Here is a 21939-nt window from a genome sequence, read left to right as displayed (position 1 = left end):
AATCTGCGAAAACGCTTTTTTATTTTTAGCCGATAAATCCGTGTGGCTTGAATCCGAGACCTTTCACAAGCTCGAAGTCCTTGCAACTGTTTACGCCGGCAGTGGTGAGCATGTCGTCCGTGATGGCTGCATTTGCGCCGCTCTTGAAAGCTCGCTTGCCGTCGTCGCCGAGTACGCCGCGACCGCCTGCAAGACGGATAAATGCCTTCGGGTTGATAAATCGGTAAATTGCCACGATGCGGCAGAATTCGTCGTTCGTGAGCTTGGGGAGATTCTCGTACGGTGTTCCGGGAATCGCGTTCAGCACGTTTACCGGAGTGGACTTGACACCAAGCTTGCGCAAATCCAGGCACATGTCGATTCGGTCTTCCGTCGTTTCGCCAAGGCCCATGATGCCGCCACTGCAAATTTCGAGGCCAGCCGCAAGTGCGTTCTGGAGTGCGCCGATTTTATCGTCGTAGGTGTGCGTTGTGCAAACATCCGGGAAGTGGCGGCGGTACGTTTCCAGATTGTTGTGGAAGCGGGTGAGGCCTGCTTCCTTGAGCTTGTCGAACTGTTCTTTGTTCAAGAGTCCTGCCGAAAGGCAAACGGAAAGCTTCGTTTCTTTTTTCAGGCGGCGGAGTGCTTCGCTAATCTGCTCCACGTCGCGATTTGAAAGCGTACGGCCCGAAGTCACAATGGAGTAACGCGGAATGCCTGCCGCTTCTTTCTTCTTCGCGTCGGCGACAATTTCGTCGGCGCTGAGCAACTTGTATTCCGGGGCGCCGGTGTGGTAGTAGCTGCTCTGGGCGCAGTACTTGCAGTTTTCGGAGCAGCGACCGCTGCGGGCGTTCACGATGGAACAAAAATCAAAGTCGTCGCCGTGGAATTTTTCTCGGATTTCGTCGGCGGCTTTCGTGAGTTCGTCGAGGTCTTCGCTCAAAAGCTTAATTGCCTCATCACGCGTGATTTCGTAACCGCCGAGAACTTTTTCCTTAAGATCCTGAATGAAGGACATTCGCAACTCCTTTTAAAACGAGTCCAAATATAGCTATTTAGGGGTGCGTTGACAATAAAAAAGCCCGGCGGTGATGCCGGGCGAATTTCATCAAGACTTGACTCTTACTTGTTGAACGGAGTCATCACTTGCCACAAAACAGCCTTATGAGCGTGCAGGCGGTTTTCAGCTTCTTCGAAGCTCATGTTCACGTCGAGATTGTCCATCACAGAGTCTGTGATTTCTTCGCCGCGGTGAGCCGGCAAGCAGTGGCTGACCTTGCAATGTGCCGGAGCGAGCTTCAAGAGTTCGTCGTTGATCTGGAACGGCAAGAAGTGGCTCTGCTTTGTTGCCTTTTCGCCTTCCTGACCCATAGAAACCCAAACGTCGCTATAGAGAATGTCGGCGTCCTTGACAGCTTCCTTCGGGTCGTGGAATACGCGGTACTGACAGCCGTGCTTCTTCAAGCCTTCCTGAGCTTCTTCGACAACCTTGGCGGGCTGTTCAAAACCCTTCGGGCAAGCGAGCGTGAAGTTCATACCGACTTTAGAGCAAAGGGCAAGGAAGGAGTTCGCGACGTTGTTGCCATCACCGATGAAGGCGACCGTCTTCGACTTGTTGCCGTTCTTGAATCCGCCGAGGTTTTCGTTGATCATCTGGGCAAAAGCGATTGCCTGGCACGGATGGTAATCGTCAGTCAATGCGTTCACGACCGGGATCGTACCATATTCAGCGAGTTCTTCGACGAGCTGCTGCTTGAAGCAACGGACCACAATGGCGTTGACCCAGCGGCTGAGACAGCGGGCGACATCCTTGACGCTTTCGCGCTTGCCAAGACCGATAGAATCCGGGGAGAGGAGCACGGCGTGACCGCCGAGCTGGTTCATGCCCACCTGGAAAGTCGTAATAGTTCGCAGCGACGGTTTTTCGAAGAACATGGCGATGTTCTGGCCGTGGAGTCGGTCAGAAACCTTACCAGCGTGAACTTCAGCCTTGAGACGCGAGGCAATCTCGATGGTTTCGAGAACTTTTTCTTCACTCCAGTCGGTCAAGCGGAGGAAGTGTTTGTTGCGATCTATCATTTAGTTTCCTTTGGGGGTATCCCTATTTATCGTTTGATTTGTGAATCAACAGATGTCTTTTTGTCGCTAAAATTGGTCACTTTTCTAAATGAAAAACGAAAAAACGGAGCTTTTACACTCCGTCTTTTACAGGAAATCACAAGAAAATGCTAACGGATATTAGCGAAGTTTCTTTTTGTGACGGTCACGACGACGGCGCTTCTTACGCTTGTGAGTCGCAATCTTCCTGCGCTTTCTTTTCTTTCCGCAAGGCATGTTGTATCTCCGTTAAAGGTTAAACTTAAAAATACGCCACCAAATAGAGAAAAATTTTATTCGGTTGTCAAGGGGTAGGGGCGAAGATTTCGTGCTATTCTCCGACGAGTTCCATCGCTTTTCGGATGAGGGCGGCGGCGCCTCCGTAAAGGTGGGCGCGGGGGCTCTCGTTGCTGAGCGTGGCGCGGAATTTGCGGGCGCCCGGGAGTCCTGCAAAAAGTCCGTAGAGGTGCTTCACGAGAATTGTCGCAGGGCAGCCTTCAGCAGTTTGCTTCTCGACGTAGGGGAGGTAGGCTTCGAGGAGCGCCTTTCTTGTGGCGGGGCGAGCGTTTCCGGCAATAATCTCAGCCGGGTTGTTGCTTTCAGGGCGAACATCCCCGAAGATTCTTGCATCGGCGTCGTGCAGGAACCACGGATTCTCGTATGCTTCGCGACCGACCATCACGCCGTCCAAATCCTTCAGCTGTTCTTCGACCTGGTCGAGCGTCTTGAAGCCGCCATTGATGCTCAAGTTCAGCTCCGGCATCTCCGCCTTGAGGCGGTGGACGAACTCGTAATGGAGTGGCGGCACTTCGCGGTTTTCCTTAGGCGAAAGTCCCTTGAGCCAAGCCTTGCGCGCATGCACGATGAAAATTTTGCAGCCCGCATCACGCACGGTCTGGATGAAGTCTGTGAAAAATTCCCAGCTGTCCAGATCATCGACTCCAATGCGGCACTTGATAGAAACCGGAATCGAAACGGCATCCTGCATTGCCTTGAAGCAATCGGCAACGACGTTTTTCTCTTTCATGAGGCATGCGCCGAAGTTCCCGTTCTGCACACGGTCCGATGGGCAACCGCAATTCAAGTTGACTTCGCTAAAGCCTGCTGCTTCCACGAGCTTTGATGCGGCGGCAAGATCTGCCGGATTGCTACCGCCGAGTTGCAACACAGCCGGGTGTTCAAACGGCTCGTGCCCGAGGAACAAGTCCTTGTTCTCGCAATGCAAAAGCCCCGTAGACACAACCATCTCGCTGTAAAGCAAAATGTGCTTGGAAAGCAAACGCAAAAAATAACGTTCGTGGCGGTCCGTGCAGTCGAGCATCGGAGCGATGGAAAGTCTACGGTTGAAGTCGATGTTCATGAACGCAAAAATAGAAATTTTGCGAATCTTATTTATGCTTGTTGCTTTTCGGTGCTTTCTACGGCTTTATCGTCTGTCCAGAGGATAACCCTGTTTCGACCGTGTTCCTTGCCTTCGTAAAGCGCCTTGTCGGCAAGCTGGATGCACTTTTCTGCGCCCTGGCTGCTATCGAACTGGGCAACACCAAGTGTAATGGTAACTTTGATTTCCTGACCGCCAAAGAAGATGGTCTGGTTTTCAATTTGCTTGCGGAAACGTTCGGCGACGTGTGAGGCGTCCTTCAATTCCGTTTCCGGCAACAAAGTCAAGAATTCTTCGCCACCGTAGCGTGCGAGCACATCGTATTTGCGCAACAGACTGCGGATGGTGCTTGCGACAGACTTGAGTACGGCATCGCCTGCTGCATGTCCGTAGGTGTCGTTCACATCCTTGAAATGGTCAATATCGATAAAGATAATGCTAAATGCCTTTCTAAAGCGGTTTGCTCGGTCGACTTCCTTTTCAATCGTCCTGTGCATATCACGGCGGTTCGGCAACTGCGTCAGTTCATCCGTTCTCGAAATCAAGTCCAGTTTCTTGTTAGCTTGTTCAAGCTCGTAGGTGCGTTCCTTGACTTCTTTTTCAAGCATGTCCCTATGCGCGTTCAGTTCCTGAATCTGTCGCTTGATGGTTGCATGCATTTGGTTGAACACCTTGGCGAGTCTGCCGATTTCGTCCTGGCTGCTCTTTGCCTTGAATTCCTCGATGTTGAGGTTTCCTTCGGTAATCTGTGAAATGTGGTCGATCAGGTTGTTGAGCGGCTTACAGACAATCAGGATTTGCCAAAGAGACACGAGCAAGATGGCGATAATCGAACTGAACAAAATGATTTGGCTGACATGGTGAACCGACGAAACCATTGCATCAATTTCTGTCTTAGGCTGTAAGGCGATAAGACCAAGGTCGTAAGTCGGGTTGAAAGTCCTGTTGATGAGGTAGGACTTTCCGTTGTCCAGCTTTACGAAACGAATGGAATTATCGCTATCCTGCTTGATGTTCATGTCGCCAAGTCCGAGTTCCGTAATCTTGTGGACTCCGTCAAGCCAAGTTCTCATATCCGGGTGGTAAAGGATTTCGCCTTGGCCATTGCATGCGATGAGAATGCCGTTTTGCCCGACTTTGTATTCCGAAAAGTATTTCCAGAGTCGGCGAATCGAAAAGTTTGATACCAGTCTTCCATCACCCATGGCTCTGTCCGAAACGACAACGCCAAAGGCTCGCTTGGGAGTGCCGTCGGTGTCGCGGAACCATGGAGAAATGGTCGGCCTGTGAGGAGAAATTCTATTGAACTCGATAGGGTAGGTTATCTTGGTTGTGCCTAGCATGGAGTTGTTGCAGACAAGATTGTAGCTACGGTCAAAGAGCGATATGGATTCGCCCGAAATGAATAGCGACGATATGTTGAAGCTTTTGAGGTAACCTGCCGCCGTGAGCTTGTCCATGCTTTGAATTTCGGAAGTCTTGGCAAGCAGCGAAAGACGGCTTGCGAACTGTTCCATTTCGTTGTTGGCTGTGTTGGCAAGCTGCTGTAACTGGGTTTCGTTGTTATCGTAACTCAGCTTTAAGGTCGTCTTCATCTGCCTTTGGGTAAAGACGTAGTTTCCAATCATCACGATGACAAGCATCGAAACAATCAAGAGCAATAAGCTTTTGATGATGATGCTGTTCGTGATGTTAGAAATCTTTAATCCCATAAGCCCTTTAGTCTTTTATTAGAAATATAACTAACGAATCATTTTTTGTTAGAGTTTTTTCTACGAGTGACGGCGAAAACGAATCCTAAAAGCACTGCGATGGCGAAAATCCACGGGGTACGGCTGAAACCGGAATCGTTTTCTTCGGTCGGCTTTGTTTTTTCTTCGATACCCTTGTTCTGGTTTTCGTCCTTGATGCCCAATGCCTTATGCCAGGTTTCGCGGAATTCTGCGAATGTGAGGTCTCCGGAAATTGGGTGGTTCAGGTGCTTGTTTATGTCGTTTGAATAATTCGCGAGGATTTCATAAATCTTTTCTTCGGAGTAAAGCGCCGGGATTTCGAGATGGTCCCAAATGGCGCTGAACATGGATCCGAGGATCTGTTCAATATCGCCCCATTCTGGAATGGCTGTGTAGGCACGCCCTGTGCCGAGCATAGGAACGAGCGTCTTGTAGTCGTCGTCCTTGGACCAGTTGGCAAGAACCTTCTTCGATGCGGGGAGCATGCCTATTTGCTTTGTATATGCATCCAAGTTTTCATCGTTGGTGAGATAAAGTAAAAGATCCAAAGATTCTTGCTTTTTGTTGCCTGTCGGGATGGCGAGGTTACTTCCGCCGATAAAGCTGACAGAACCTTCCGTGCCTGTCGGGATGGGGAGTGCCATCACGCTATCCTTACCGATTCTCGTGTTCAAAAGGCCGCCTTTTTCGCCTTCGATTCGCGTCTGCATGATGACTTCGGATGTGTTTACGATAAAGGCGAGTTCACCCGCATTAAAGTGTTGCACAATCTGGGCCGTATTCATCTGCAATGCATCTGTACTTACAAGCGTATCAAGCACAAAGCTCAAGTACTTTGCGATACCGTAAATGGTCTTTGGGGTGAGGATACTCGCTTTCCATTTGCCATTAGCGTCTTTTTCGATGAAATTGCCGCCATTGCTCCAGATCCACGGGGCGAAGTTGTGCGGGATATTCCAGTCGTTCTTTCCCGGGAATGCAAATGCGCGGACCTTGGTGCCGTCGTCGAGCATTTCGTGGCTGTTGTTCACCTTGCGGATGGCTTTAACGAATCCATCAAATGTAGAGACATCGTCAGGATTGATGTCGTTCTTCTTGAGAATGCGTTTGTTGGCCAAAATTGGGCGGATATCGATGAACCACGGAACGGAATAGATGGTCGTGTCGGAGTCGATATGAGTCGTGTTCCAGCTGACGGGAACGAACCTCGTGGAATCAATTTGTGTGAGCCATTCGTTCAAAGGCTTGATTTCGCCGCGGGAAGCAAAGTACGGGACCCATGTTGTGCCGAGCTGTAATACGTCTGGTGCGTCTATGCCGGTGGCAAGTGCCGTCGTGATGCGGTTCCAGGCTACACCCCAGTCCAGAACGGTGACTTTTGTCTTGATTCCTGTTTTCTTGGTAAAGAGGTTTAATCTCTGTTCAAGTTTTTCTTGTGGCGATGCGCCGTTTGGCATAATCCAGACGGTCAGAGCTTCCTGCTTTTTGGCGGCGGGTTTAGCTACGGGTGCCTTGGCTGCAAAAATGGATGAAACTGCAATAGCTGTAATAATACTAGTCACTTTAGTTATCGCATTCATGATTCACCTCCTAAATTTCCAAAACATAGATTGTATCATCTTTGTATGATATTTGTAGATTTATTAAAAAAATAAAAGAAATGCAAGCAAAAAGTTGTGATCGGTATCTCAGGAGGGGTTAAAATGCTGGCTGTTTGCGGGATTGTTCGGCGAAAAGGGCGGATTTTGATGTGTAAAAGAGGTGGTGGAATGCTTTTCCCGGGCTATTGGGAACTCCCGACCGAAATTTTGGAAGATGGCGAAACTGCAGAAGATGCCCTGGAAAGGGCTTTTTTTGAGCGTTTAACGGTAAATCCGCAGAAAATGCACCCTCTCGGAGCGGTCGATTTTAGCTATGGAGACGGGGGACGGATTTTAGGTTACGAGGTGGAACTTTGCCGGAATTTTGTCCATATATATGGATACGACGACTTCCGCTGGGTCAAATATCGTGATTTGAATCGCTTGCGTATCCTTGAGCCACATGTGAGCTTACTCACGGAATAAGTAAAGGTAATTGTAATTTTACTGTGGGATAAAGAGTGTTGCACTAGCAAATTGTATTATTGTTTCTTATATTTTTTGCAAAAACAAAACACTTAAATATAAGGAGTTTATAATCATGAAAAAAGCTATTGCCGCTCTTCTTTGCGCAAGCGTTCTCGTCCTCTCTGGCTGCCATGGTAGCTATGGTCTCACTAAGAAGCTCCTCCGCTGGAACGGCACTTTGGGCAATAAGTGGCTCAATTCCTGCGTCCATTTCTTGATGTGGGTTGTTCCGGTTTACCCGATCAGTATCGGTCTCGTGGACTGGCTCGTCCTCAACACTGTTGAATTCTGGACCGGTTCCAATCCGCTTGCTGCAGACGACTCCTACTACCAGAAGGACGAACAGGGTAATTCCGTTGCCGCTGTGAAGAACGAAGATGGTACTCTCTCTGTGCAGTACACCACTGTTAAGGGCGAAACCACGAGCCTCACTCTCCAGCGCGATGAAAACGTCGTTCGTGCTCTCGATGCTGAAGGCAACCTCGTTGCTCAGTACGAAATCGAAAAGTAATCGACAAACAAATTTGGTCATTGGACGCTCTCTGGAAATCCCGGAGGGCGTTTTTTGTTTGGTCATTAGTCAATGGTCATAGGTCAATAGTCAACGGTAAGCTGCTGACAAATAAACAATGCTACTCACTAATAACTAGTAACTAATAACTAAAATTTTATATATACTTCTAGCATGCAATGTCGGGTTGTCCATAATCGTTTGTGTTGCGCTATTGGGGCCTTGTTCGCAATTTTTGTTGCGGCGGTTCTTTGTGCTTGCAACGGGAATGACCTGAAACGTGGTGACGAGGCTCTCCGCATTGGCGATTACGACCGCGCTGTTACAAACTTCTCGAAAGTGTTGGATGCTGAACCTGCAAATCGCGATGCCCGCTATGGCCTTGCTATTGCCTATTACGCCGTTGCCGAAGACAAGGAACGCCTAAAAGAAAGTACGCTTGCGCTCTGGGAACGCACTGTTCGCGAATTCAAAATTTTGTCTGTGGTGGATTCGAGCGAAAAGTCGAAGCCTATGTATTCGACAGCGCTATTTTACCTTGCCCGCGCGATGCTTGCCGAGAATGTCCAGGCGAAGGTGATGGCGCTTTTGGACCAGTCTATTCAGCTGGATCCGGAAAATTACTTTAGCTATAATCTGAAGGCGCTAATCATGGCTGGGCATGGTGACATTGATGGTGCCAAGAAAATTTATGCGTACATCGTGACCAAGGAACCGAAATTTGCATCGGCGTATGTGAACCTCGGAAACCTTTACTGGAACGCTCATGACTATGAATCCGCATGGGATATCTGGTCGATGGGGCGTGAAGCGTTGCCGCAAGATGCGGTACTTGCCAAGTGGACGCGCATTGCCGAAGACTCGCTCAAGGCGATGGTTTATTCAGGTAAACTGTGAGCGGGCGTGCCATGAAGAAATTCGAAAAAACGCTCTTGGACTCCGTGAAGGGAGCCGCCTTGCTGCATCGTGGTGGCGAAGCCTCGATTTACCTGTTGAATGTGGGCGGCGCACCGTATGTGCTCAAGTGGTATAATGACGGATTCTCGTTTGATGAAAACGTTGTGGAACGTGCGTATAAGGTGCGTGAGCCGGGGCTGTACCGCATTGAAGAATGGGGCAATCGCGATGGAACGCCTTACCTGATTTACGATTATATAAATGGCGAATCTTCGGAAACGCTTGGGCGTATGATGGTGCCGGTTGCGCTTGTGGCGCTGAGGCAAGTCTCTTCGGCGCTTGCGGCGTTGCGCAAACAGGGGGTGTCGCATGGCGACTTGAGCCCCGCTAATGTGATATTTGCGATGGATGGCGATGGTGGCGGAAATGCGGGTCTTGGACTCCGGACGGTATTGATTGACTGCGGCATTGTGGGGCCGGGTGCGCTTGCTTATGCGGCTCCGGAGCGCTTTCAGGGCAAGCCTGCCGATGAAAAAAGCGACTTGTTCAGCCTTGGGCTTTTGCTGTACCGCTGGATTGCGGGCGAGGACCTGATTACTGCAGATGGTTACGAGCAGTTTGCCGAGCAGATGGCGAATGTGCAGGACTTGAACATCTCAGAAAAGCTTTATGCAACGGGCGCCTTTGATACGCCCGAAGGTGCGCAACAGCTCTCGGTGCTGGAACCGCTTTGGTCGGGACTTCTCTGTGCGGATGTCTCGGATCGCGTCGAAGACTTTGACGAGCTTGATGAAATTTTGGAAATTGCACTTGATAAAGTGTCGCATGGGGAAATTGCGCTTTCGAGTTGCATTACCCAATATATCCAATCCATTAATCGCCCGGATAACAACCTGAATGTGGGGCGAAAAGTTCCAGTGACCCTCGAAAAGGGGCTTCCGTTTGTCGTTTGCAAGAAAAATAATTGGCTAAAATGGACTGTTTTGGGCGTTTCGGGACTTATATTACTCTTGATAGTGCTGTTGCTTACGAGTGGAACAATGAGTTTCGGTATCGATGCAACAGGGGACCGGCTGTTAAAGCGGTCGAGGAACATTGAGCCGTCTGTAGAAAGCGAGAAAGCCCCGGATTTGAAGGTGGATAGCTTGCTTATGGAGCTCCCGGTGCCCTCTGCCGAATAGCAGCAAAACCGCAAAAGGGCTTTGTTATGAAATCGGAATCCATGCTCGCTACAGAAAAGATGCTTGATGTGGTCAAGACTCTTTTAGATGAGGAACAGCCGGAGGCTCTTTTCCCGAAAATTCTCGAAGTGGCAAAAGGCGTTTTGCATGCCGATGCCGCTGTGTTGGATATTGGTGGCGAAGAACCGCTTCATTTCTCGAATCCGGAGAAGGTCTCGATTTCGATTTCGGCGGTTCGACTTGCGAAAAACGAAAAGCGCGCCGTGGTTTGGAACCAGCTCGATGACGAGTCGGCGGATTTGTCCAAGTCCATTGTGCAGAACCAGCTCACGAGCATTATGGTGTCTCCGTTTAGAACGCCGGAATCCGAGGCGGGGTATCTCTATTTGCAGCGTGCCGCCCGCAAGGAACCGTTCACCGACGAAGATAGCGCTCTGTTTGATTCGTTTGTGGCGGTCTGTGAAAAGTTTGCGTTTGCCGCTTATGATCGTTTGCGCGATAAGGAATCGCTCGATACGCTTAAGAATGTTGTCCGCAAGGATGGGATTGTCTATTCTTCGAAGGCGATGGTCGATGTGATTGCGATGGCCGATAAACTTTCGCCGCTCCCGCTTCCGGTGATTATCCGTGGCGAGACGGGGACGGGCAAGGAAGTGATGGCGCGTTACATCCACAAGCATAGCCCGCGTGCCGAAAAGCCGTTTATTGCGGTGAACTGCGGTGCCATTCCGGAGCACTTGATGGAATCGCTCATGTTTGGGCATGCCAAGGGGTCGTTCACGGGGGCGATTGAAAACAAGAAGGGCTTTTTCGAAGAAGCCGATGGCGGTACGATTTTCCTTGACGAAATCGGCGAGCTTCCGCTCAATATGCAGGTGAAGCTTTTGCGCGTGTTGCAAGAAAAGCACATCACGCGTGTAGGCGACAACCGTGAAATTCCGGTGAACGTGCGCGTAATCAGTGCAACGCATGTGGACTTGGAAGAGGCCGTGCGCGAAAAACGCTTCCGCGAAGACTTATACTTCCGCATTCAGGTGCTGCCGCTTGAACTCCCGCCGCTGCGCGATCGCGGTCAGGATGTAGTGCTCTTGGCGGAGAATTTTATCCAGCGCTATGGCGCAGAATATGGCCGTGGAAAATTCCACCTGAGTCGTAATGCTGAAAAGGCGCTGCTCGGTTACCACTGGCCGGGCAATGTGCGCGAACTCGAAAACCGCGTGCAGAAAGGCTTGGTGCAGGCCGTGCATGGCGTAATCCAGCCCAAGGATTTAGGACTTGATGACATGCAGGTGCAGGCGAAGGAATCGCCGCGCACGCTCAAGGAAGCCCGCGAAGCGGTCGAACGCGAAGTCATTTCGCGCGCGCTCAAGGATACGAATGCGAACCTTACGCTCGCCTCTACGATTCTTGGTATCGACCGCAAGGTGCTCCGTGAAATTATGGAACGCCTGGGCTTGAAAAAAGAAGACTTTAAGGTATAGGGATGTTTTTAAAATGCTGAAGCTCAATTTAAGGAGACTCACCATGAAGAAGATTGTAATGGCATCCGCTGTGATGGCGGCGACCGCCATGGCTGGCGAAATAGATTCTCGCCCAGAAGCGAGCGTCCCGACTCCTGTCGAGGCTCGTGAAACTTTGGATAAAGCTCCGAAAATGTCCGAAAAGGAAAATGTGGACTGGCAGAAAATGCGTGAAAAACGCCGCATTGCCCGCGAGCAGATTCTCAAGGACTTGAGGAATAATTCGGCTGCAGAAAAGAAGGATATGCCGAGTGTCGCTGCAAAGCCAGCGATTCCTGAGAAACCGCATGAAAAGAATATGGAAAAGCCGAAGGATGAGTTTGTCCGCGAAAAGAAATTGGACGAAAAGGAACAGCACAAGGGACCGCAGGGTGGTATGAATCCGTTTGTCCCAGGTCGCATGGAACCGATGCGCCCGTTCGGTCCTCGTCCGATTGAACGAAATCCCTGGGAAAAGCAGAACCCGCATGAATGGGAGAAGGGACCTTTCCCGAAAAAGTAGATGATCCGTTGGTTTGGTTTGATAATGTTTGTGCTTGCAACTGCGCTCTATGCTGAGACGCAGGAGGAAGCGTATTACCGAGCGATGAAGCTTGAGGAGGCTGGTGATATTACATCGGCTCTCAAGGCTTTTGAAGAGGCGGTTGCGTTGCCAGGCGAGTACACGGATGAAATTCAGGGAATTATTCGCGATTACAAATCGGCACTTGGCTTAGCGGATGGCGAAAATTCTAGTGCTGCAAGTGAGGCATGTCCGTGGGAATTCCATTTGGCTGGCGAACTTGGACTTTACGGCATGCACTACAAGGAAACGGGTTTGGAGGAAGCTGAAAAAGGCGGTGACCTCTTCTTGAATGTGAACCCGTACTTTGATTATACAACGGCGACCTGGTCGCATACGTTTGCCGCTTCAGTGCAGGGCGATTATTTCTTGAATAACGACGAAATGTCGGTTCTTGATACGAACGACTGGAACCTTGTACTTGGTTTGGAATACACGCTGATGGGGCATGGGATGCTCCTGGATGCGGGTTACGATTTCAATATCGAGGGCAAGGAACTTTCTTCGGATTTTTACCTCTGGTTCGAAAAAGATTTGTTCCGCTTTGAAAAGCAACGTGTCGGTGCGGTGGCTTGGGCGTATTACCAAACGTCAGGTCCGATGTCGCTTGCTGCTTATGCGTCGTGGCACAGGACTGTTTCGGAGGGCTTGAACGGAACGGTCTATGTCGGGGCGAAATTTGAAGCGGATTCCGCTTTTGACTACAAATCGTTTATGGAATCTTATGCGATCTACAAACAATCTGTTAGTGCTTATAATGAATACTGGCAGTATTTGAGTGACCATGGCGCCGAAATGACCGATGATGAATATGAAATGTATGAGGCGAATTCTCCTGCGGAACCTTCTGTAGAAAGTATTGTCTACCGCCAGACGATGGGCAAATGGTTTGGTCCGGTTTTCCGTTCTAGAATTTCGTATAAGTTTAAGAACCGCTTTTCCGTTGAAGCGAAAATGAATTTGTTCTATGGATTCGCTGTTGGCGGACCGGACGAGGATTTCAAAAAAATCAAGAAGTTCAATGGCACTTGGGGCGGTTCAGCTTCGTGGAAATACAAGATGATGACTTTTTATTTAGGGCTCGAACGCAACTACAAACACATGGATTTGCCCAATTTCTACAAGGGATTGTACCGCGAAAGCACTGTGCTCACGCAGCTTAAGCTTGGTGTAAAATGGGATATTTAGGCGGCTTTGACGTTCATTGAATTTGGTAATATGGAGTTAAAAAAAAGAGGCAAGCGAAAGCTTGCCTCTTTTACGTGGAGATAGTGGGAGTCGAACCCATGACCTACAGATTGCGAACCTGTCGCTCTACCAACTGAGCTATATCCCCATAATTGGATGGTGGGCTGAATATAGCTAAAGTAAGACTATTTGGCAAGTGAATGGGCTAGGATGGGCGGACTTCTACTGGAGGTGGATGGCCTTTACCTCTTCTTGAATACGATGATTTCTGCATCAGCTCCGTTCTTGCCGTATTCGCTCACGAGAATGTAGTTTTCGTTGCAGGCAATTCCGTAGCAGCGGCCTTCGGCTCCCAGCTTTTCGACTTGGTTGCCCCAGTAGCTAGCGTTATCGTCCAAGAGCTTGACGCTATTGCCGTTTATCTTGTATTCCTGATTGATGAATGAACCTTGCAGCACAAAGAGGTTGTCGATTTTCGGCATGTCCTTGATACCGAGAGCATTGACTTCTTCAATGAACTTCTGCTTCATGGGCGAGGTGGCGTGCGGAAGTTGGTCCGCGGGGAGGCGCCAGCGCTTGAGAGTCGGGAAATACTTGCGGAGTTCTGCCTTGTACTCTTCGCGGGTGAGGTTCTTGCCGGTGTTCTTGTTGAATTCATCGACGAACTGCGAGCAGAATTCGACCATCTGTTCCATGTTGAAGTCGCCGGTGAACGCGCCGTCCTTGTAGCAGTAGATGCAGTATTCTTCGTTCTTGCTGCCGTCGGCGTTTGTGCCGAGGATTTCCGGTGTGAGCGGCATTCCGCAGCTCTGACAAAATTTTAATTCCATGATTTCTCCTTTATTTGTTAATCCTTGACGAAAGACCCGATTTCTACCAAATTGCCTTCGGGGTCGGCGATGTAGCAGGTACGTTGCCCCCACGGTTCCGTAGTCGGCGGCATGACGCCTTTTGCACCTGCAGCAGTGACTTTGGCGTACGCCTTATCTACTTCGGCATAGTTCGCGACGCCTAATGCAATTTCAAAATGCCCGTTGACGCCTTTACAGTAAGCGAACTTTTGGCTTGTCATTTTTTCAAAATCGGATTTTCGGAACAGCAAGAACAAAGTGCCGTCCTTTTCTAGAAAAACGTTAGTCGTATTTTCGTCTTCCTTGATTTCAAAACCCAAGACATCTCTATAAAAGCGGACCATTGTCGCCATGTTATCGACAAAAAATCCAAAGCCCTCTAATTTCATCGCAAAACCTCCTTATACTATATGCACAAATGTACACTGTTTTGAAATTTTTGTCAAGTCCCTTCCGTAGTTTTTTTGAAATATCACACCACGTCATATCCCGCATCAGACAAGACTTTCAGCGCTTTCTCGAAATTTTCGGCTTTCACAAGAATATAATCCGTATTGAAAGTGGATATCGCAAAAATTCCGATGTCATTTTCCGCAAGAATAGCTGACAACTTTGAAAGAACGCCTATAAGAGAAAAATCAAGTACTCCCTGAATGCGGAAACCTCGCCATCCATCATCTCGTTCAATGGTATTTTGGGGTACATCATCTGTTTTGCATACGAGGGATATTTCTTCATCGGTCTTGCCAATGAAATAGAAATCCTTGTCCGTATCAACATCTTTAATGTCCGCTACTTTACAGACGGTTAGTTTATGTTCCAATTTCTTTAGTTTCATTAAGTTGATCCTTTGTTTAATACGGCTTACGGTCTAGCGGTTCTGTGCAACCCCATTCCTGCGCGATCCGCTCAAAGTTCTTTTTGACGATGCGCTTGAAAATGAGGTTGAATAGCAGGATTCCTATCTTTGGATTTTTTTCGAAGCCTGTAAATTTCTTTGCTTCGGGCGTCATGAAATTGCCGTTGCGGGCGAAAGATTGTCCCATGGTTGTGTAAGAGGCGAGCATCTTGTCGGTCATCTTTTTGAAGATGTAAATTTCTTTCTGTAAAATCAAAAGAGCCTGAAATTTTGCGCTTTTGGGCCCTATAAACAAAAAGTGGAGTTTCCACATCCTATTTTTGGTTTTACCATAAATCAAATAAAGGACTAAATATGGAGAACTCCGAAAACAAATATAGTTTTGACCCGACAATTTTGAAAGCCCTGATCGACCAGGGACCCGATTTTCTGATGGAACTCTTCCGGATGGCCATGAACGAGGCGATGCGCCTGGAACGGGAGGCATTCCTGAACGCGGGTGCGTACGAGCGTACCGAAGGCCGCCTGGGCTACGCCAACGGCTTCAAGTCGAAGACGGTCAAAATGCGCTCCGGATCCGTGGCCCTGTCGATACCGCAGACACGAGACTGCGACTTCTACCCGCGATCGCTGACAAAGGGGCTTCGTTCCGAGAGGGCGCTGACGCTCGCCATGGCGGAGATGTACGTCCAGGGAGTCTCCACCCGCAAGGTGAAGAACATCCTCGAAAAAATGTGCGGGCTCGAAGTCAGTTCCACGCAGGTGTCGGATGCGGCGAAGACGCTCGACGAGGAGATACGGCTGTTCAGGGAGAGGCCCCTTGGATGCTATTCGGTTCTCTACGTAGATGCGGAATATCAGCGAGTCCGCATGAACGGTTCCGTCGTAGATGCCGCAGTACTGCAGGCTATAGGAATCAATGCCGCAGGCAAGCGCGAGGTGGTCGGGATGTCTGTTTCTACTAGCGAAGCCGAGGTTCACTGGAGGACGTTCTTCACGAGCCTGGTGAATCGGGGCATGCACGGCGTGACGCTGATAGTGAGTGACGACCACCCGGGAATGAAGGCGGCGAGGAAGGCCGTGTTCCCGGCGGTTCCCTGGCAGCGCTGCTACTTCCATCTCTGCCAGAACGCGCAGGCGTATGCGAGGAAAATCGAGGAGCGCAAGGAGATCGCCAGGACAATGCGGAACATCTTTTCCCAAGTGGACAAGGCGAATGCGCTCATGGCGCTACGCGGTGCTGTGCAATACTGGTCCGAGACCAAGAAGCACCAGTCCTTCGCGGATTGGCTGGAAAGCAACGCGGAGGAATCCATGACCTACTTCGACTTCAACGAGGGATGGTGGCGAAGAATCAGGACGTCGAACTGCGTAGAACGCCTGAACAAGGAAATCAAGAAGAGGACAAAAGTCGTAGGCGTCTTCCCGAATCCAGAATCGTACGAGAGGCTCATCGGCTCGCTACTGATGGAACAACACGAGGAATGGATGGAAGAAAAAGCTTACTTAACCGAGAAGGAAATGGAAAAATCTGCTTTTTGTGCATGAATTTACAGAAAAAGACTTGCCTAATCTAAGGAATATAATTAGATTCAGTATTATACAAGGAGTTAATAAATATGCGGCAAGGTATTCTTAAATAAACTGTCAATTTGATAGTGGGAACAAAAAGTAGCAGTCCCGTTTCACTTTTAATATGGGGCTTAGTTTTTTGTACCCAGTTTAAGAATACTTTTATCATGTAATTTTATATGCCCGAAAACATATAAGTGTTTGGGGGCTATTGGAGTTATTTACCCAGTGATAGGAGTATTTATCACTGGGTATTTTTATGCCCTTTTTTGGGTGTTGATAAGGAAAATCACATGAAAATAATTAACTTAGGCATTCTGGCTCACGTTGACGCAGGAAAGACAACATTAACGGAAAGTTTATTGTATACCAGTGGTGCAATTGCAGAACTAGGGAGCGTAGATGAAGGCACAACAAGGACAGATACAATGAATTTGGAGCGTCAAAGGGGAATCACTATCCAGACAGCAGTGACATCTTTTCAGTGGGAGGATGTAAAAGTCAACATTATAGATACGCCAGGCCATATGGATTTTTTGGCGGAAGTATACCGTTCTTTATCCGTATTAGACGGAGCAGTATTATTAGTTTCTGCAAAGGATGGCATACAGGCACAGACCCGTATACTGTTTCATGCACTACAGATAATGAAGATTCCGACAATTTTTTTCATCAATAAAATTGACCAAGAGGGGATTGATTTGCCAATGGTATATCGGGAAATGAAAGCAAAGCTTTCTTCGGAAATTATAGTGAAGCAAAAGGTTGGGCAGCATCCCCATATAAATGTAACGGACAATGACGATATGGAACAGTGGGATGCGGTAATTATGGGAAACGATGAACTATTAGAGAAATATATGTCAGGGAAACCGTTTAAAATGTCAGAACTGGAACAGGAAGAAAACAGGAGATTCCAAAACGGAACGTTATTTCCCGTTTATCACGGAAGCGCTAAAAACAATCTGGGGATTCGGCAGCTTATAGAAGTAATTGCCAGTAAATTTTATTCATCAACGCCTGAAGGTCAATCTGAACTATGCGGGCAGGTTTTTAAGATTGAATATTCAGAGAAAAGGCGGCGTTTTGTTTATGTGCGTATATATAGCGGAACATTGCATTTGAGGGATGTTATTAGAATATCTGAAAAAGAGAAAATAAAAATCACAGAGATGTATGTTCCGACAAACGGTGAATTATATTCATCCGATACAGCCTGCTCTGGTGATATTGTAATTTTACCAAATGATGTTTTGCAGCTAAACAGTATTTTGGGGAACGAAATACTGTTGCCGCAGAGAAAATTTATTGAAAATCCTCTCCCTATGCTCCAAACAACGATTGCAGTAAAGAAATCTGAACAGCGGGAAATATTGCTTGGGGCACTTACAGAAATTTCAGATTGCGACCCTCTTTTAAAATATTATGTGGATACTACAACGCATGAGATTATACTTTCTTTTTTGGGGAATCTGCAGATGGAAGTCATTTGTGCCATCCTTGAGGAAAAATATCATGTGGAGGCAGAAATAAAAGAGCCTACTGTTATATATATGGAAAGACCGCTTAGAAAAGCAGAATATACCATCCACATAGAAGTCCCGCCAAATCCTTTCTGGGCTTCTGTCGGGTTGTCCATAGAGCCGCTCCCTATTGGAAGCGGAGTGCAGTATGAAAGCAGAGTTTCACTTGGATATTTAAATCAATCGTTCCAAAATGCGGTTATGGAGGGGGTTCTTTATGGCTGCGAGCAGGGGCTGTATGGATGGAAAGTGACAGACTGTAAAATCTGTTTTGAATATGGATTGTATTATAGTCCTGTAAGTACCCCCGCAGACTTTCGGCTGCTTTCCCCTATCGTATTGGAGCAGGCTTTAAAAAAAGCAGGGACAGAACTATTAGAGCCATATCTCCACTTTGAAATTTATGCACCGCAGGAATATCTCTCACGGGCGTATCATGATGCTCCAAGGTATTGTGCAGATATTGTAAGTACTCAGATAAAGAATGACGAGGTCATTCTGAAAGGAGAAATCCCTGCTAGATGTATTCAAGAATACAGGAACGATTTAACTTATTTCACAAATGGGCAGGGAGTCTGCTTGACAGAGTTAAAAGGATACCAGCCAGCTATTGGTAAATTTATTTGCCAACCCCGCCGCCCGAATAGCCGTATAGATAAGGTTCGGCATATGTTCCACAAGTTAGCTTAACAGCTTGCAAAAGTCATATAAAATGAGATTTGAAAGGATTAGAGACTAATTATGATGAAATGCGAATGGATATTGTGTCCTGTTTGTGGGAGCAAAACCCGTAATAAAATTAGGAAGGACACTGTTTTGGAGAATTATCCCCTTTATTGTCCAAAATGCAGACAAGAAAGATTGATTAAAGTTGACAACTTGAAGATAACTGTCATCAAAGAGCCAGACGCTTAAGACGCAGAGCCGATGAAATTGTGGAACAATTCACGAATCATCGGCTCTTTTTGTTTCGTATTTGAAAGAACAAACTCACCAAATAAAAAAAACGATATTCGGGTGGGTTATTTTGTTATACCCTAAATTACCCTCTGAGTAAGCACGACCTTAAAGACTTAAAGGAACGGTGCAACGAGCAGAGCTGGGAACAGGGCTTGCATGTGCCGGAGAAAGGAAAGACATTTGCTGGAGAAGTCCGGGAAGAAACGGTGGCATGGAGCAAAGACACCTACCAGCTTTTGAAACAGGCAGAGCAGGGAAAGGTCAAAAGCTATGTGCAGGATATTGCCCTTGCGGTGCTGGATTGTAAGGAAACAGCGACCAGCCGGGAAACCTTTATCCGGCTGATGAATGAAAGAGGGTACGGGGTGGACTGGCAGGACAGCCACAAGTACATCACATATACCGACTTAGCCAGGGAACAGGCAGGAGAAAAGGCTTGTAAAATCAGGGATAACAAGCTGGAAAAATACTACAATATGGATTTTGGAAAGGAGAGTATGGAGCATGAGTTTGAGAGAAATGCACGAACAGCAGAAGCAGAGCAGTCCAAGAGAGCAGCTTCAAGAGTTAAACCGACAGAGCCGGACAGAGCTGGAAAACAGTCTGCTCAAAGAAGCGTTGGCGATGTCGAGCGAGAACTGCGAGGAATTGATGAAGCAGTCAAATCAAGAACAAGTGAGGGCAGAGCAGAACAGGCAGAGAGACGCAGAGCAGAACAGGAAGCTCATCAGCGAGCTGAAGCAGAGCGTAGAGCTGCTGAAGAACAGCAACGAATTGCTTCAAGACGCTATATCGGGCGAGATTGGGAGCCTGAAAGATGAGGTTAAGGAAAACACCGTCCAAGAGGTTAGAAAGGCGTTACAGGCGAATATAGAGGCTATACAGAGGGCTACAAAGCTTCTTGAGAAGCAGTCTGATACACTTACGAGCGTGATGAAGCAGAAGATCCGGGAGCTTGAGGAAAGTAAGAACAGTTTTTTTAGATATGAGGGCTTGAAGTTGTACCTGTTTTGGGGCGGTATGGTCTGCAATATTTTAGTGTTTCTTATGCTGTTGTATGGTATGATTAGTAAGTAAAAAGAAATCGATAAATTAGAATTTGACGGGGAGGTCTCATGAGGACAGAATATAAACACAATCCGCCCATTCCATATAGTCTGCATGATATGCGGGTCAAAAAGATTATAATTCAAGATAAAACAATAGTCCTTGAATTCGAGGACGGATATGAAAAACTTACAGAACCTTTTGAACAGGTCGAGGGAAACATCACAATCGAAGGTGTGGATTTTGATTGTACCTGCGTTATGTTGCAGAGCAAATGGGGAAACTATGGAAAATTCAACGGTGAGAAATTAGAACTGGAACGCTTTATAAAGAGATACAAAAACTATAGCTTTGAAATTGTAGATGAATTATACGGGTATAATCAAGTATTGTATTCTGGTTATTTATCTATCTTAGAAACAGAAGATTTAGTTCAAATGGACATTTCAATTTACTTTACGGGCAAAATTATTTACGATACAAAAGAGTAACAAATTCCAGTTTGTCGGTACGAAGAAAAAGGTGCAAAAATGTATTGATAAGATTAGCGGTCAAGGCGAGAGGGAGTGAGGTGTAGATATTGACATCAAAAAGGCACTCCCTTATACTTGACGGAAAAAGGTAAAAAAAACTCATTGATAAGATTAGCGGTCAAGGCGAGAGGGAGTGAGGTGTAGATATTGACACTCAAAAGGCACTCCCTTATACTTGACGGAAAAAGGTAAAAAAAACTCATTGATAAGATTAGCGGTCAAGGCGAGAGGGAGTGAGGTGCAAAAGACTATGGCAAAATACACCAAAAGGAGAGATAAAAGAGGGTATGAGTGGAAGTCTGCTTATCGGGAGAAAGAAGCCCTTATGTTGGAGAGGGGATACCCGGAAGTAAGTCCTCATGATTTCTATCGGGAGTTGTTTCCGGCTGGCAGTCTCCAGCAAGAGCCGGAGATCTTTTTGATGTAGCTGTTTTCGCGATTGCGTAGCAAGAAACTGCCGCCTTTCACGAGGACGCCACCGCATGTGCAACCGAGTTGCGCTGGGAGCGACTGCAAAAACTTTTCGCCCAAGCGCAGCTGATGTCCTTCGTCAAATCCGCCGTGGAGAATGAACGAGAGTTTTGCTGGTTGCTTGCGTTCTGTGGGGAGTGTACTTAGGAATTCAAGCAACAAACTCGGCAGACATTCTACAAAGAGTGGCACAGCAATGATGATGTTGTCGTTCGTCATGAACGCTTCGCGGGCTTCGTCCCATTCGGCATGGTTTGAGAGCGAATAAAGCTTATGCGTGATTCCCGCTTTTTCGAGCCCTTTGGCAAAAGCTTGGACAATCTTGTTCGTGTTGCTGTTCTTCTTGACGCGCGGGCTTCCGTTAATTATGATGATTTGTTCGGTGTTTTCGAACGGAGCCGCGGCGGTCTTGGATTGCTTTTCCGCAGCGTTTTCATAAACCTCATTCTGGTCTAAACTAATAACTCCCAGCGAACGCCCTGCCATATTCCTAGCAACTCGCATGCTCCATTCTTCAAGCAGTTCGCGGTTACCGTTGCCCTTGTATATGAAGCCGAAATTCAGTGGGTGATAACGCAACTGGTGGCGTTCCCATCCATCGCGGATTTCGATGTACATGTTTAGCATCGGGACGATGCGATCCAAGACTCGCTTGCCGCGGTAGTCGATAAAGCCAAATTTCGTATCTGCCACAACCCAGAAGTTCTCGGCATTGACAAGTTTTTTGAGGATGATTTCGTAATCGTCTTTGATGCTGCAAATGCCGGGAGTTTTCAGCCAGCAGTTGATGCAGCCCATGCAATGCATAATTTTTAAATCAGCAGTGTTGATGATTTCTATTTCTTCGTTTTTGTCTGCAAATAGTGCTTTAATCTGTTCCGAGCAATCGCCCGATTCCAATGTGTTCAAAACTAAAGTCATTTTTATTGTCATTCTCGCGGCTGCGAGAATCTCCTTTTTTATATA

At 47.7% G+C, this 21939-nt stretch carries 22 protein-coding genes, 1 tRNA gene and 2 pseudogenes; 14 read left to right on the top strand and 11 right to left on the bottom strand.

Annotated features, from left to right (window positions below; all coding sequences use genetic code 11):
• Positions 1-25: 25 nt before the first annotated feature.
• The 5 genes from bioB to B9Y77_RS13195 all read right to left on the bottom strand — a co-directional run bounded on the left by bioB (position 26) and on the right by B9Y77_RS13195 (position 6770).
• Positions 26-997, bottom strand: a complete 972-nt coding sequence (gene bioB / locus B9Y77_RS13215; protein WP_085491965.1) for a biotin synthase BioB — start codon at positions 995-997, stop codon at positions 26-28.
• A gap of 104 nt (positions 998-1101) precedes the next feature.
• Complete coding sequence (argF, locus tag B9Y77_RS13210; RefSeq protein ID WP_085491964.1) at positions 1102-2058, bottom strand: ornithine carbamoyltransferase; 957 nt, start codon at positions 2056-2058, stop codon at positions 1102-1104.
• Positions 2059-2407: 349 nt separating this feature from the next.
• The gene (gene dusA, locus B9Y77_RS13205; RefSeq protein ID WP_085491963.1) at positions 2408-3436 is read right to left on the bottom strand and encodes a tRNA dihydrouridine(20/20a) synthase DusA; all 1029 of its coding nucleotides are present in this window, start codon (positions 3434-3436) and stop codon (positions 2408-2410) included.
• A gap of 32 nt (positions 3437-3468) precedes the next feature.
• Entirely contained in the window at positions 3469-5169 is a 1701-nt protein-coding gene (locus tag B9Y77_RS13200; RefSeq protein WP_085491962.1) for a sensor domain-containing diguanylate cyclase, read from the bottom strand.
• Between the two features lie 38 nt (positions 5170-5207).
• On the bottom strand, positions 5208-6770 hold the full coding sequence (locus tag B9Y77_RS13195; RefSeq protein WP_085491961.1) for a sugar ABC transporter substrate-binding protein: 1563 nt from the start codon (positions 6768-6770) through the stop codon (positions 5208-5210).
• A gap of 123 nt (positions 6771-6893) precedes the next feature.
• On the opposite strand from B9Y77_RS13195, the gene B9Y77_RS13190 reads away from it, so the two are divergent.
• The 7 genes from B9Y77_RS13190 (at position 6894) to B9Y77_RS13160 (ending at position 13157) form a co-directional block, all read left to right on the top strand.
• On the top strand, positions 6894-7256 hold the full coding sequence (locus B9Y77_RS13190; protein WP_085491960.1) for an NUDIX domain-containing protein: 363 nt from the start codon (positions 6894-6896) through the stop codon (positions 7254-7256).
• A 115-nt stretch (positions 7257-7371) separates the two neighbouring features.
• On the top strand, positions 7372-7809 hold the full coding sequence (locus tag B9Y77_RS13185) for a DUF3332 family protein (protein WP_073425133.1): 438 nt from the start codon (positions 7372-7374) through the stop codon (positions 7807-7809).
• Positions 7810-8031: 222 nt separating this feature from the next.
• Entirely contained in the window at positions 8032-8706 is a 675-nt protein-coding gene (locus B9Y77_RS13180) for a tetratricopeptide repeat protein (RefSeq protein ID WP_254900042.1), read from the top strand.
• An 11-nt stretch (positions 8707-8717) separates the two neighbouring features.
• The gene (locus B9Y77_RS13175) at positions 8718-9887 is read left to right on the top strand and encodes a serine/threonine protein kinase (RefSeq protein ID WP_085492027.1); all 1170 of its coding nucleotides are present in this window, start codon (positions 8718-8720) and stop codon (positions 9885-9887) included.
• A 26-nt stretch (positions 9888-9913) separates the two neighbouring features.
• On the top strand, positions 9914-11368 hold the full coding sequence (locus B9Y77_RS13170; RefSeq protein ID WP_085491958.1) for a sigma-54 interaction domain-containing protein: 1455 nt from the start codon (positions 9914-9916) through the stop codon (positions 11366-11368).
• A gap of 43 nt (positions 11369-11411) precedes the next feature.
• Positions 11412-11909 (top strand): hypothetical protein, encoded by a 498-nt coding sequence (locus B9Y77_RS13165; RefSeq protein ID WP_085491957.1) that lies wholly within the window; start codon positions 11412-11414, stop codon positions 11907-11909.
• A complete protein-coding gene (locus B9Y77_RS13160; protein ID WP_085491956.1) occupies positions 11910-13157 on the top strand; it encodes a hypothetical protein in 1248 nt (415 codons plus the stop codon).
• 75 nt (positions 13158-13232) lie between these two features.
• Here the strand turns inward: B9Y77_RS13160 and B9Y77_RS13155 are convergent.
• The 5 genes from B9Y77_RS13155 to B9Y77_RS13135 form a co-directional block, all read right to left on the bottom strand.
• Positions 13233-13305, bottom strand: a tRNA-Ala gene (locus B9Y77_RS13155).
• 94 nt (positions 13306-13399) lie between these two features.
• A complete protein-coding gene (locus B9Y77_RS13150; RefSeq protein WP_085491955.1) occupies positions 13400-13987 on the bottom strand; it encodes a zinc ribbon domain-containing protein in 588 nt (195 codons plus the stop codon).
• 17 nt (positions 13988-14004) lie between these two features.
• The gene (locus B9Y77_RS13145) at positions 14005-14397 is read right to left on the bottom strand and encodes a VOC family protein (protein WP_085491954.1); all 393 of its coding nucleotides are present in this window, start codon (positions 14395-14397) and stop codon (positions 14005-14007) included.
• 83 nt (positions 14398-14480) lie between these two features.
• Positions 14481-14846, bottom strand: coding sequence for an ACT domain-containing protein (locus tag B9Y77_RS13140; RefSeq protein WP_085491953.1), 366 nt, complete (start codon positions 14844-14846; stop codon positions 14481-14483).
• 16 nt (positions 14847-14862) lie between these two features.
• A complete protein-coding gene (locus B9Y77_RS13135; RefSeq protein WP_254900041.1) occupies positions 14863-15123 on the bottom strand; it encodes a hypothetical protein in 261 nt (86 codons plus the stop codon).
• Positions 15124-15221: 98 nt separating this feature from the next.
• Here B9Y77_RS13135 and B9Y77_RS13130 point away from each other — a divergent pair, with 98 nt between their 5' ends.
• The 7 genes and pseudogenes from B9Y77_RS13130 to B9Y77_RS16345 all read left to right on the top strand — a co-directional run.
• Entirely contained in the window at positions 15222-16415 is a 1194-nt protein-coding gene (locus B9Y77_RS13130) for an IS256 family transposase (protein ID WP_085491951.1), read from the top strand.
• A gap of 317 nt (positions 16416-16732) precedes the next feature.
• On the top strand, positions 16733-18652 hold the full coding sequence (tet(O), locus tag B9Y77_RS13125) for a tetracycline resistance ribosomal protection protein Tet(O) (protein ID WP_073053263.1): 1920 nt from the start codon (positions 16733-16735) through the stop codon (positions 18650-18652).
• A 51-nt stretch (positions 18653-18703) separates the two neighbouring features.
• Positions 18704-18877 (top strand): cysteine-rich KTR domain-containing protein, encoded by a 174-nt coding sequence (locus tag B9Y77_RS13120; protein WP_002779755.1) that lies wholly within the window; start codon positions 18704-18706, stop codon positions 18875-18877.
• Positions 18878-19080: 203 nt separating this feature from the next.
• Positions 19081-19380 (top strand): annotated as a pseudogene (locus B9Y77_RS16350) (hypothetical protein); the annotation flags it as partial.
• A 46-nt stretch (positions 19381-19426) separates the two neighbouring features.
• Entirely contained in the window at positions 19427-19999 is a 573-nt protein-coding gene (locus B9Y77_RS16140; RefSeq protein ID WP_002801799.1) for a hypothetical protein, read from the top strand.
• Between the two features lie 38 nt (positions 20000-20037).
• Complete coding sequence (locus tag B9Y77_RS13100; protein WP_002801797.1) at positions 20038-20460, top strand: hypothetical protein; 423 nt, start codon at positions 20038-20040, stop codon at positions 20458-20460.
• A 244-nt stretch (positions 20461-20704) separates the two neighbouring features.
• Positions 20705-20914: pseudogene (locus tag B9Y77_RS16345) on the top strand (repa); the annotation flags it as partial.
• Here the strand turns inward: B9Y77_RS16345 and B9Y77_RS13090 are convergent.
• A complete protein-coding gene (locus B9Y77_RS13090) occupies positions 20869-21894 on the bottom strand; it encodes an NAD(P)H-dependent oxidoreductase (protein ID WP_254900040.1) in 1026 nt (341 codons plus the stop codon). The pseudogene B9Y77_RS16345 and the gene B9Y77_RS13090 sit on opposite strands and share 46 nt — an antisense overlap.
• Positions 21895-21939 lie beyond the last annotated feature (45 nt).

This window comes from Fibrobacter sp. UWB13, assembly GCF_900177805.1.
In the GTDB taxonomy this organism is placed as follows: domain Bacteria; phylum Fibrobacterota; class Fibrobacteria; order Fibrobacterales; family Fibrobacteraceae; genus Fibrobacter.
Note: the sequence above shows the minus strand (reverse complement) of the source record. Positions and strands in the feature narration are given on the sequence as shown.